This is a genomic window from Aeromicrobium sp. JJY06 (genome assembly GCF_044069275.1).
In the GTDB taxonomy this organism is placed as follows: Bacteria; Actinomycetota; Actinomycetes; order Propionibacteriales; family Nocardioidaceae; genus Aeromicrobium; species Aeromicrobium tamlense.
This window is the reverse complement of record NZ_JBIMRD010000001.1, coordinates 1389745-1401808: the sequence shown is the minus strand read 5'-3', so window position 1 is coordinate 1401808 and position 12064 is coordinate 1389745. Positions and strand designations below refer to the sequence as shown.

Below are 12064 nucleotides of genomic sequence, written 5' to 3'. Positions count from 1 at the left end.
GAATGCTACCCTCGGAACGTCCGAGAGATCAAGGCGGGAGGCCCGATGACCATCGAGGAATCACGATCCCTGGACGCGACCTTCCGGTCGCGGCTCGAGGCCGGAGCGCTGGCGTTCCAGCGGTGTTCGGAGTCGCACGCGGTGTTCCCGCCGCGGCCCGTGTGCCCCTCGTGCGGATCGACCGAGCTGGCCTGGGGCGACAGCGAGGGTCGCGGCACCATCTACTCCGCCACGACGATCTCCCCGCGCGGGGTGGACCCGTACACGGTGGTCGTGGTCGACCTCGACGAGGGATTCCGCATGATGTCGCGTCTCGACGGTGACGACGCGCTGGCCGCGAAGATCGGCGACCGCGTCGAGACCGAGATCCGCCCGCTGGTCGCCGACGGCGAGCTGCTCCCCTTCGTCCGCCTGGAGGCCACGGCATGAGCACCACTGAGAAGGAGCTGCGCGGCAGCACGTCGATCGTCGGTGTCGCCGAGGCCGGTCTGGGCGAGGTCGGCCCGGGCGTCTCGGCCCTGCAGATCGCCGGCGAGGCCTCGCTGGCCGCGCTCGCCGACGCCGGGCTCAAGCCCTCGGACGTCGACGCCGTCTTCTGCCACTCCGCCTTCTTCACGTTCCCCGCGACGACGCTGAGCGAATACCTCGGCCTCACGCCGCGGTACGTCGACACCACCGCCACGGGCGGCAGCTCGTTCGTCGCGCACCTGCGCCACGCGACCGCCGCGATCAACTCGGGCATGGCCGAGGTCGCGCTCATCGCGTACGGCAGCAACCAGCGCTCGCACTCGGGTGGGCTCGCGACCTCCGGCGCGAACCTCGTGCCGTCCTACGAGAATCCGTTCGGCCCGCGGATGCCCGTCTCGGGCTACGCGCTGGCGGCCGCGCGCCACTTCCACGAGTACGGCACGACGCGCGAGCACCTCGCCGAGATCGCCGTGGCCGCCCGCAAGTGGGCGCAGCTGAACCCGGCCGCGTTCATGCGCGACGAGCTCACCCTCGACGAGGTGCTCAGCGCGCGCATGGTCTCAACTCCCCTGTCGGTGCGCGACTGCTGCCTCGTCACCGACGGCGCGGGAGCCGTGATCGTGACCTCCACCGAGCGAGCGCGCGACCTCGGCAAGCCGCTCGTGCCGGTCCTGTCGGTGGCCGAGGCGTCGCGCCACATGAACATCTCGACCACGCCCGACCTGACGACCACGGCGGCCAAGGAGTCGGGCGCTCGCGCGTTCGAGCTGGCCGGACTGGTGCCGTCGGACGTCGACGTCGTCGAGGTCTACGACGCGTTCACGATCAACACGCTGCTGTTCCTCGAGGACCTGGGCTTCTGCGCCAAGGGCGAGGGCGGCGAGTTCGTGTCGGGCGGCGCGATCGCGCCCGGCGGCCGGCTGCCGGTGAACACGAATGGCGGCGGGCTCTCGTACACGCACCCGGGCATGTACGGGATCTTCCTCATCATCGAGGCGGTCCGGCAGCTGCGCGGCGAGGCGGGCGACCGCCAGGTGGCCGACGCGCACGTCGGTCTCGTCCACGGCAACGGCGGCGTGCTGTCGAGCCAGGTGACGGCCCTGCTGGGCGACGCCACCACCCTCTGACCTCTTCCCACTCTGCACTTTTCACACGACGTAGGAGCACATTCATGACTGGAGTTCTGCAGGACCGCGTCGCGGTCATCACCGGCGCCGGCCAGGGCATCGGCCGCGCGATCGCCGAGCGGTACGCCGCCGAGGGCGCGAAGGTCGCCGTCACGGACATCGACGGCGCCCGCGCGCAGGAGGTCGCCGACGCGATCAACGCGAACGGTGGCACGGCCATCGGCGTGGCCAACGACGTGGCGAGCCGCGAGTCGGTCAATGCCGCCGCGGCCGAGATCGCCGAGAAGCTCGGCACCATCACGATCCTGGTGAGCAACGCCGGCGTCACCCGCCCGGCGATGCTGTGGAAGATGACCGACGAGCAGTGGGACATCGTGCAGCAGACGCACGTCAACGGCTCGTTCTACTGGCTGCAGGCCGTGGTGCCGGGGATGCGCGAGCTGAAGCAGGGCCACATCATCCTGACCAGCTCGGCCGCCGGCATCAACGGCACGATCGGCCAGATCAACTACGCCACCGCCAAGGCCGCCCTGCTCGGCATGGCCCGCTCGGCCTCGAAGGAGCTCGCCCCGGCGAACATCATCGTGAACGCGATCGCCCCCGCCGCGTCCACGCCGATGACCGAGACGATCCGCACCGACGAGCGCTTCAAGGACAAGTACCTCGAGTCCATCCCCATGGGCCGCTGGGCCGAGCCCGAGGAGATCGCCGGCGTCTACGTCTTCCTGGCCTCCCCGGACTGCAACTACATGACCGGCCAGACCTTCTCCGTCGACGGCGGCCGCGTCCCCGTCCGCTGACGTTACGTTTCGAAGGGCCCGCGCGTAAGCGCGGGCCCTTCGTGTTTCCGGTGGTCGAGGGCCGGTGTATCGAGACCACTCGAACCCGCGGTCGATCAAGCTCGGCGAAACCTCATGTCCGGTCCGCCGTTAGAAAACGATCAGCTCGCATCCTTATCCAACGGCTGACACTGACTCCGCATCGCCCGACAGGTGTGTCGGCTCACGGGCAACGCCACTCGGCCTACCCCGCCGATTCACATGCGCGCCATTGCAGACACATTCGTCATCAAGCAGTTGCCAAGTTCGGGCGAGCACGAGACGTGACCGCCTGAGGCGCTGGGGCAGATCACTCAACTGCATAGGCCCGCGGCACGCGGTCGCCGTACCCTTACGACGTTCCGTCCGCCGCGGGTCCGCACACAATCGACCTAACGTCTCCGCCCCGACGCCAACCCGCCACCGATAGGACAACAGTCCTGCGCGAGACTCTGCGCGGAATAGGATCCGACGGTGAGCGCGCTTACCCCCCACGAGTTCCTGAGCGACCATCTTCGCCATAGGGCATCGCCGTATCTGTTCGTAGGCTCGGGGCTTTCACGTCGTTATGCTGACCTGCCCGACTGGGAGGGCCTGCTGCGCCACTTCGCAGCGTTCACGGACCAGCCCCTCGAGTACTACCGCGGTCTAGCTTCTGGTCACCTTCCGTTAACGGCGACTCTCCTAGCCGAACGATTCTACAAAGTGTGGTGGGAGGACAAACGCTTTGCGGACTCGCGCGAGATGTACGGGAGTCTCGTCACCACCCCAGCTTCCTCACTCAAGATCGAGACAGCGAAGTTCTTCGAAGATGCCGTCTCTTCGTTCCGAGTACCGAGACGGCACCGGACTGAGTTCGATGCTTTGTCGAGCGCCAACGTAGAGGGCATCGTAACGACGAACTACGACAACCTGTTGTCTGTCGTCTTCCCGGACTATACCGTCTATTCAGGGCAGGACGAGTTGCTTTTTGCGAATCCTCAAGGGATCGCGGAAATCTACATGATTCACGGCTCGTCCCGGGACCCAGGTTCGCTTGTCCTGACACAGGAAGACTATGACGACTTCCGGGACCGCGACGCCTATCTCGCGGCCAAATTGATGACTTTTTTCGCTGAGCACCCCATCATCTTCATCGGTTACGGCATGAACGATGACAACGTCCTCGCGGTCTTGAGGTCACTCGTTCGGGCGCTCCGCGGGAAGAACGCCGAACGATTGAAGGACCAGTTAATTCTGATCAACTGGGATCAGTCATCGAGCGGAGAAGTCCGTTCTCGAACCATTCAAGTCGAGGACGCCTCGATTCAAGCGTGGGAATTGGTCGTTCCCGATTTTCTAGGTATTTTTCAAGCCTTAGCGAGCAAGGACAGAGCACTTCCCGCGCGCGTCCTTCGACAACTCAAGGACCAAATCTATGAATTGGTCAAGAACAATGACCCCGATGGGCGGCTCGTTCAGGTCTCCGATATCAACTCAGGCGATGACCAGCTGGACGTCGTCTTCGGAGTTGGAGCCAAAATGACCGTGAAGGGACTAATCGGCCTATCACGCTGGGACCTCGTTGACGACCTACTCGGCTGTCCTGACAGAGACCTTCCGAGCGAGCAGATCATCCGTGAGGTTTTCGCACGATCATTCGCGAGCAACTGGTACGTGCCTTACTGGAAGCACCTTCGGAAGGGTAACTTTCTCGACGCTCATGGCGGAGTCGGTGACATTGACCGACTCCCAAAGAAAGTCCAGACGTACGTCGAACGTGACCTCGCGAATCTCGGTGCTCGCCGAACTACACGATCAGGAGCGTTCGTGGATGCCTTGGCCGAACTTGGCGAAGAGGCCATGTTGTCTGATCCTTGGATGGTGCTGGAACTGACGAAGGACGCGGACGGCCTTCGGGACTACCTAGTCGCGAACCGGAACCTGAGGCAGCAGAAGAATCTCGGAACGCCGTACGCAAAGCTCGCAATCGTGTTCGATTGGCTGGCGTACGGACCACCCGCTGGAGCCGGCAAATGAAGCAGCGTCCTGAAGCTCGCGCGGCGGCAGCGCTTCTGTCTTCTGCTGTAATTCGCTCGGTGATTTCAGACTCAGAGCCACACGCGAAGGCAGACGCCGCCGTTGCGCGTCTTAACCGGTTTGGAATGACCGCCGGAGTCACGTCGATGCGTTCCTTGGTCTGGCGTTGCGATCGCTACCTCAGGCAGCACTACCGAAGTGATCACGTTTATCGGACGGCCGTGCTGCGGGACGTTTCCGGGCAAGGGAGCGTGGTGTTACCTGAGTTCAGGGCCGGGGAATCTCTTGCCGATATGCTTTGCGTCTCCGATGTCGCCCATGCGATCGAAATAAAGAGCGAACTCGATGGAATCGGACGGCTCAGGAAGCAACTCGATGACTACCGACTTATCGCTCCGAGAGTGACGGTTGTTGGCTCTCGCAGACTAATCGATCGCATCTCGGACGATCCCGAGCTTCGGATGGTAGGGCTTGCGACCCTTACGGACCCGGGAGACGGCCTCGTGCATCTCCGGGTCGCTCGCGATGATCCCACTCGGCTTGATCCAGTCACGATGTTCCGGTCCCTCCGGCGCGCGGAGTACCTCAGCGCGTTGAGCAACATTGGGGTTACTATTCCAGCACTTCCAAACACCGCTGTCTTTTCTTTCGCAAAGCAAGCCGTTTCTACCGTCGATTCAGCTAGATTCAATCGCGAGTTTGTCCGTGCGCTCTCAACCAGGGCACCCAAGCTCACCGTGAGGACGTTCGGACGCGCTCCTCTTCCTCTCAGGCCTGCATTACTGCGACTCAACCCGAGTGGGGAGCAGGTCCGAAGGTTGCACACATGGCTCGAGACGGAGATCCCACATGTACATGCCTAGGCTGCGTGCGTCGCAGCATGAACTCTTCGCCGTACGGACCTGCGCGAAGGCGTTTTCCGCGCGCGGAACGGTGACCCCTGTTCTTGAGCCAGTGAAGAAGCTGGACGCGCTCACGGTGCGGAGAATCAATGCGATCGCTGAGGACGGCCTCAGATGCGCGCTCGTACTCAACCCATCGGTCGGACTCCACAGCCGGGCTGGAGACTGGCGTGACGTGGGGCGGTTCTACCTGGACAACGGCATGCTCGCGACCCACGGAATCGCCGTTCTTTCGAATTCGGCGGCGGAGCACACGGAGATGTCAGGTTGGATCGAGTCCGTTCGGACCAAGCAGAACGACCTGACGCTAGATGTTATTCACGAGCGAGACCTATCGCCGACTCTCCGTGGAAACCTGTACACCGATGTGCGTTACAACATAGCAATCGACCGATCCGTGCCGAGTTCTTATGGATTGCCACTCAGCGGATTACCCGTCATCTGGTTCGACGACCCGTTCCCACTCGTCGAGAAGAACGCTGAGTTCGTCGGGCGCGGCGAGAGCATCTTCTCCGCACGCGTGGCCACCTTCCGTAGCGCAGGGTATGCCGGCGTCTCTGACTTCTTGACAATCGGCGGCCGCTACCAGAAGGGCGGCGGTCCGGCCTACGCGGTCGCTTTGCACCTTACGTACCAAGTCGGAAACGACATTCGAATGCGTCACTTCTGCTCGCACACCAACGATTCCCAAGACGACCCTGCGGGAAAGTTTTTCGAAGCGTTAGACAAGTTGGTGGCGTTCGCCAGCGAACAGACTCTCCCCGCGAATCCTGGGCTGGATGAGTTCCGCGAACTGCACGCGCGAAGGCATTTCCCAGGCCTCGGCAAGGCTAAAGAACATTCGATGGTTAATCACTTGTCAGTCATGGAAGCGGCCATCCGGCGATGAGCGGGTTCAGCCCGCACGAGAATCCCGCAAGCTCAGTTCTGCATGGATGCGAGATCTCAGTGAGTTGACGAGAGCGCGATCGGTTGCGGTCATCGTCGCGCATTTGTTTCGCTCTCACGCTCGCGCGAGTTCCCGCGGGCTCACCCGTTCAGCGACCAGGTTCTACTCAACCCGGAAACATCGCGCTTCCCGATACTGCTTGGCGTCCTCCCTCGGCGAGCTGTCCACTGCGCCGCAGTTCATCTCCTCGCCCTGAGGGGCTCGCAACCGGTCGCCTCGACGGCTCGGTCTCTCAAGTCCCAAAGCGTGACGACTTCCTTTAGTTATTGAACCGGTGAGCATCTGGACGCCACCGGCACCGCGTCCGTCGTAGGCAGGAGACTGCCTTCTGTGGCGACAAGCCATTCGGCGGACGAGTGCACCAGGTGGAACGCATAACCGAAACAGCTTGACAGCCGGTTTCAACGGTACGATCGCCGGGAACAACTGCGTAACAGCGCAGGTCGCCTCGGGTGGAAAGGGTAGGGCGCTTTGAGACCGGGGCGGTGCGACGCCCCCGAGCGATTCGTTGACGCTGGCTGCGAGTCAAGTACCAGCCGACACTCGCCATAGCCCATAAGCCTCTAACACGTCCAGCAGGCCTTCGCGTACTCGGAAAGCGACCCGCGGTCCGGCGCCTAGCTAAGCGCGCGATAGGGCACCGCCGCACTCAGCCGAGCTCGTCCCTGAGGCCATCAATAAGCGAATCGGCTCCTGCCTCGCCTCGCACGATTGCTTCCACTTCAGTTTCGAATCGATCGTCCGCAAGCGGTGTGGACCAATCAATATACTTTTGGGCAAACCGGAGCAGATCACATTGATAGATCGTCTTCTTGCCTTTTACTGTTTTGCCAACATAGACGTGTCCGCTATGGGCGATATGATCGTCATATGCATCAAAGTGTGGATGAATAATGTTGAACGCTTCTGCCTTCGCGGGGTAGGTCTTTCTCTTGGAGTTGACCAGCACGGACGCATCGCCCTTCGCGACGTTGCAGTCGGGACAGCTGGCCACCAGATTCCTTGGCTCGAACGTGAATGCTGGGTGCGTTGAACGAGGCACCACATGGTCAATGTCCCAGACGCGGTGATTTTCTGTGCCCTGATGCCTATCACAGTAAGGACATACCGAACCTTGCTGTTCAATATAGTGAGACTTTATTCGAGCACGTATGGTCTTCAACAGCTCGTCTGACCAATCCCTGTCGACGCCTTTCTCATCGCAACGAATGTTAGAATAGTCTGCGTCGGTGAAGACTATTGATTCCACGAGCCATGCCCCTTCTCCACAGATTGCGCTTGGAGAAGCTCCAAGATCAGGGACCGCACCGGGCTGCTACTCTTCAGGTTTGGCAAGGCGATTTTGAGAGGCGCTAAAGTCGCATCGAATTCGTCCGATGCGATTCGTCCGTCCGCTGCAAGACGGAGAGCTTCAACCAACCGCTGCTTCGCGAACAGGTTTCCGTCGCCCAGGACACCAAACTCTCTGACGAGAACCTCGTCAATTGAGTCACCCGCGTACTGGTCGCCCATCACAGGTCGACCGCTTGGCTGGTCTACTGAGACGACGTTCGACGCCCGCGGCGGAACCCCCGACACGACGAGGGGCGAATGGGTCGCGACGATAAAATGGCAACCTCGGTAATCTCCGAAAGTCTGCATAAGCAGTCGTAGGAAATCTGCCTGCCATTCCGGATGAAGACCCACTTCTGGTTCGTCGATCAACACTAGAGACCCGTCTTCGATCACTGCCGCCAAGCCCAGGAAAGCACTCGCCATCGACAGCTCGCCTGAGCTGGTCTCCCGGAGGTCAATCTTCAACCCGTCGGCCGCCCTCTCGACTTCGACAGCGCGTAGATCGACTAGCCCAGCTCGCTTGAGCAGTTGGATGTCCCGGAATCGCGCGACCTCATCGGTTCCTACCCGCCTAAAGTCCGCCTCCATCTGAATTCTCCCGGCTGCGTCGGTTTGAGACATCACACGGGCCGCCGCATTTCGCACGGCAACTGCCACCGATGGGTCATTCGCGACCATGCGTCGCAGTTTTATCGCCCGGAGCGTCGAAGACCCGCGCGAGACGGAATCGTCGAGAAGCTCATCTAGAGCTTCGAGCCCGCCGGCTGGAATCCGGTACCGCCATCCGTACGTATGCTCGACACGCGGCGCGTACCGAAGAAAGCCAAACACGTCCGCGATCTTCGCGCGGCGTTCCAAAGTGCCTGCAGTTGCGGCGACAAGAACTTCGAGAGCGCGAAAGGCAACGGCGGTCGCCGAGGCCCGCCCCGACCGATCGCGGAGCCCCATGTAGCGGTAGCGAGACTCGTCCGCAATTTCCTCCTGATCCACCCGAGACGGGAGTGGGAATTTATCAGTCGCGGAGGTACTCAGGGCGATGACGCGACGTGGAAGGGGCGCATCGGACTCGAACCCCGACTCGGCTTGAACTGTCCATCCACCATGTTGACGCACGCTCCCCTCGTATATGGCCCCGCCCGAGGCATACCGGAGACGCGCCTCGCCCCCAGGGAGTGTCCGCTTGCGACCGCTGGGTTGGGACCCGTCCGCCACCCAGAAAGCGGCTGCGATAGCAGCTAGGGCCCTGCTCTTTCCGGTGCCGTTTCGTCCTGTGATGACGGTGACCCAGGACAGACCGAGCGAGTCTGCATCAACACCGTCCGGGACAAGACTCAGAGGGAGCGTGTTGGTCAGCGATTGGCCATTGCGTCGGCGCTCCTTCGCGATAGACGCATCGGCGTGGAAATCTAGAAGGCGGAAATCACTCACTCCGGAGCTCCAGACGTTTCACGAAGAGAATGCTAACGACTTCGGTCGCTCACACCTGTCAAACGGGAACTTCCTTGAGCACCGGCACGCACTCACAACGTCAGACGATGTAGCCCACCCGCCGGCCGCTGGTGATCTGCTCGGCGCCGGAGACCATGGGCTCGACGGGCTCGCGGGCCGAGGGGACGTCCTGGACGAGACCCTGGACCATGCCGGCGGACCAGCCACTGGGGTCAAGGTCGCCGGACTCGTAGACCTCGGGGCCGCGGATACCAGCGACGAGCTCGCGAATGTCCTCGAACGGAGCGCCCTCATCGAGCATCGAGACGACCTCTGTGCTGATCTCGTTGCGCGCGCGGGCGCGGTGTTCCGCAGCGGCCGGAAGATCAACAAGGTCTCCCCCTGCGTGGCCTCGACGGATCGGTCTTTGACGTTCTGGTGGATCCTCGACTCCTGCGTGCCCATGGAGCGGGTGCCCATGCTCACGCCGTCGGGCGCTCAGCACTCGACCAGGCACGCGCCTCGCGACGATCGAGACGGGCTGGCTGTTCGGGTACGGAAATTCCATCACGCGGCTCTCCAGTGGCAACCCAGCGGCTCGCCACGGATGGAGAACGTCATGCCCAGTCACCACACTTCGAACACCGAACCCGCCTCCGGGACGAACCGTCGGCGCTGGCGCGGCGTTCTTCTGTCCCTCGCGTTGGTCGTTGGCCTGCTCAGTGCTGCGACGAGCGCCCAGGCACGCGAGGCCACGACAACGGATCCCGCGGGCGGCGGGTCGAGCGCCTTCGACCTCTACAAGGTCAAGGTCGTCAACAACGCCAAGGGCGTGCGGGTCACCGTGAGGATGAAGCCGGTCGACTGGAACGCGGAGTCCACTCCGGTCGGGGAGTTCCGCCTGCTGCTCGACACGAACCACAAGTCGGGGGGTGCCGAGTTTGCCGACGAGGTCGGCATCCCGGGCGACGGTGGCTTCCGCGCGCTCAAGGGATCCACGGCGCACCGCGAGAGCTGGGTGACCTATCCGTTCCCCGGTACGTGCGGCAAGACGGTGCGCGAGCGGTACGACCTCGAGAACGGCGCCGTCGTGGTTCACGTCAAGCCGAAGAAGGGCTGCCTCTACCACCCGAAGTACGTCCGGGTGAACGTGCGGAGCATCCAGTCCGGGTACATCGACGACTCCGGCTACCACGCGTACACGCCGGCGCGCATCGACCACCTCCCGTACAAGAACTCGTTCACCCCGTGGGTGAAGTACTCGAAGAAGTAGCCGAACCCGCGAACAGGCGGCGAGGACGAACCTAGGCTCTCGTGAGTGAAGTCCGTTCTCGCCGCCGTCGCCGTTGCGTCCGCCCTGGTCCTCGCAGCGTGCGGACCCTCCAGCCCGGACGTCGACCCGAAGAAGTACGGGACCGTCGTCGAGGAGGCCCCTCGCAAGCTCCTCTCGGAGGACCAGATCGAGAAGGCGCTGCTCACCGTGAAGGACCTTCCCGACGGATGGAGCGTCGCCCCCGCTCCCGACCCCGCCGGCGGGTCCGACGTGCGGAGGGACTCCTCTCACCCGGCGTGCAAGACGCTGACGCAGACCTTGGACGACGACATCTCGGCGTCCGGCACGGGTGACGTCTACTTCTCGCTGAGCGAGAACGGCCCCTTCCTGAGCCAGTCGGTGCTCTCGCGACCGAAGCGCGAGGTCCTGAAGGAGATGAAGTCGCTCCGGAAGGTGCTCGAGGACTGCCCCTCCTACACCGAGACGGCTCAGGGCATGACCATCACGTACCAACCCTCCAGCATGGCCTTTCCCAAGCTCGGCGACGACACGGTGGCGCTGAAGCTGCGCTCCAGCTCGGGCGGGCAGGTCATCGACGTCCCGATGGTGATCGTCCGGGTCGGCCGAACTCTCGTCATGCTCGCCACGTACGAGATCGGCGGCAGCATGTCGCCTCAGGACTTCGAGGTCGTGGCTCGCAAGGCCGTGAAGAAGGCCCAGGCCGCCGCGAAGTGAGCCCTGCCGGAACGCGCCCCGGATGTCCGCCGACGGCCCTAGCCTTTCCTCATGCTTGATCCGGAACCGTCGCTCGGCGGAAGCCTGAAGTTGGGCCACGTCCTCTCGAGCATCGGCGCTGAGCACGATCCACCGATCGACTTGGAGGACATTCACGTCATCCGGCACAGCTTCAAGCCCGGCGGACATGACGGGCTGCAGGGTCCTGAGGACCTCACACCCGAGCGAGTCCTCGCGTACACGCGGGAACAGGACCTTTCGACCCGACGGTTCCCCGCCGAGCCGCCCCGCTACTGGGTAGTGCTGATAGCCGACGGCAAGCGCAGGTCGAGGCTGTACGGGACGTTCGAGAACTCAGGTGAAGTCCTGTCCGAACGGACCGACACGAACCGCTCCTTCGACCTTCAACCCAGCGAGTTCCTTGCTCCGCTCCGTGATCGGCTGGTCGTCGAATGGAGCAACCCTCGCAACTGGCACCGCCGCGCGTCGAGCGCGGCCGGCCTGCCCGTGTTGGAGATCGCGGACCGCGACAAGGTCGCCTTCCCCGGATTCGACCGCGTGCGGCTCACTTTCCACGAGATGCAAGACATGGTGGACGACCACCGGTACGAGGACTGGCGCGCTGCCCTTAGAGAGGTCCAGGGGATCTACCTGATCACCGACTCGACCAACGGGAAGCACTACGTCGGCAAGGCGGATGGAAGCGAACGCATCCTCGGTCGTTGGACCAGCTACGCGAAGGACGGTCACGGCGGAAACGTCGCGCTGAGGGAGTTGGCTTTCGAGAGCGTCGGCACCGACAGGGTCAGGACGGACCACGCGAGAAACTTCGTCTTCAGCATTCTGCGGGTGTTCGGTCCCAGCACCTCCACCTCCGAGGTTGACGCCGCCGAGTCGCACTACAAGAGGGCACTGCTGACACGCGAGTTCGGACTGAACCGGAACTGATGAACGTGACTCTCAACGCAGATGCACGCGTCGCTCGATGGGAGCGTCGCACGGAGGTCCCG

At 63.0% G+C, this 12064-nt stretch carries 12 protein-coding genes; 9 read left to right on the top strand and 3 right to left on the bottom strand.

All coding sequences use genetic code 11. The features are described from left to right. Positions 1-45: 45 nt before the first annotated feature. The 6 genes from ACGWYL_RS06955 (at position 46) to ACGWYL_RS06930 (ending at position 6223) form a co-directional block, all read left to right on the top strand. Positions 46-429, top strand: a complete 384-nt coding sequence (locus ACGWYL_RS06955; RefSeq protein ID WP_269304746.1) for a Zn-ribbon domain-containing OB-fold protein — start codon at positions 46-48, stop codon at positions 427-429. Beyond that, positions 426-1595, top strand: a complete 1170-nt coding sequence (locus ACGWYL_RS06950) for an acetyl-CoA acetyltransferase (RefSeq protein ID WP_395486779.1) — start codon at positions 426-428, stop codon at positions 1593-1595. Before ACGWYL_RS06955 ends, ACGWYL_RS06950 begins: the two co-directional genes overlap by 4 nt. A 44-nt stretch (positions 1596-1639) precedes the next feature. Further along, on the top strand, positions 1640-2395 hold the full coding sequence (locus ACGWYL_RS06945) for an SDR family NAD(P)-dependent oxidoreductase (RefSeq protein WP_269304742.1): 756 nt from the start codon (positions 1640-1642) through the stop codon (positions 2393-2395). A 492-nt stretch (positions 2396-2887) separates the two neighbouring features. Next, entirely contained in the window at positions 2888-4432 is a 1545-nt protein-coding gene (locus ACGWYL_RS06940; protein ID WP_395486778.1) for an SIR2 family protein, read from the top strand. Beyond that, the gene (locus tag ACGWYL_RS06935; RefSeq protein WP_395486777.1) at positions 4429-5295 is read left to right on the top strand and encodes a sce7726 family protein; all 867 of its coding nucleotides are present in this window, start codon (positions 4429-4431) and stop codon (positions 5293-5295) included. Before ACGWYL_RS06940 ends, ACGWYL_RS06935 begins: the two co-directional genes overlap by 4 nt. Next, complete coding sequence (locus ACGWYL_RS06930) at positions 5282-6223, top strand: sce7725 family protein (RefSeq protein ID WP_395486776.1); 942 nt, start codon at positions 5282-5284, stop codon at positions 6221-6223. Before ACGWYL_RS06935 ends, ACGWYL_RS06930 begins: the two co-directional genes overlap by 14 nt. Before the next feature lie 709 nt (positions 6224-6932). Here the strand turns inward: ACGWYL_RS06930 and ACGWYL_RS06925 are convergent. From ACGWYL_RS06925 to ACGWYL_RS06915, 3 genes are all read right to left on the bottom strand, one after another. Further along, on the bottom strand, positions 6933-7532 hold the full coding sequence (locus tag ACGWYL_RS06925) for an HNH endonuclease (RefSeq protein WP_395486775.1): 600 nt from the start codon (positions 7530-7532) through the stop codon (positions 6933-6935). Further along, entirely contained in the window at positions 7520-9046 is a 1527-nt protein-coding gene (locus tag ACGWYL_RS06920; RefSeq protein WP_395486774.1) for an AAA family ATPase, read from the bottom strand. The genes ACGWYL_RS06925 and ACGWYL_RS06920 overlap by 13 nt, the downstream gene beginning before the upstream one ends. A 100-nt stretch (positions 9047-9146) precedes the next feature. Further along, a complete protein-coding gene (locus ACGWYL_RS06915; RefSeq protein ID WP_395486773.1) occupies positions 9147-9368 on the bottom strand; it encodes a hypothetical protein in 222 nt (73 codons plus the stop codon). Between the two features lie 381 nt (positions 9369-9749). On the opposite strand from ACGWYL_RS06915, the gene ACGWYL_RS06910 reads away from it, so the two are divergent. The 3 genes from ACGWYL_RS06910 to ACGWYL_RS06900 are packed head-to-tail and all read left to right on the top strand — an operon-like array spanning position 9750 to position 12002. Further along, complete coding sequence (locus ACGWYL_RS06910; RefSeq protein WP_395486772.1) at positions 9750-10319, top strand: hypothetical protein; 570 nt, start codon at positions 9750-9752, stop codon at positions 10317-10319. Positions 10320-10364: 45 nt separating this feature from the next. Beyond that, complete coding sequence (locus tag ACGWYL_RS06905; RefSeq protein ID WP_395486771.1) at positions 10365-11054, top strand: hypothetical protein; 690 nt, start codon at positions 10365-10367, stop codon at positions 11052-11054. A gap of 51 nt (positions 11055-11105) precedes the next feature. After that, positions 11106-12002 carry a GIY-YIG nuclease family protein gene (locus ACGWYL_RS06900; RefSeq protein WP_395486770.1) on the top strand — a complete coding sequence of 299 codons (897 nt, stop codon included), beginning with the start codon at positions 11106-11108 and terminating at the stop codon, positions 12000-12002. Positions 12003-12064: the final 62 nt, after the last annotated feature.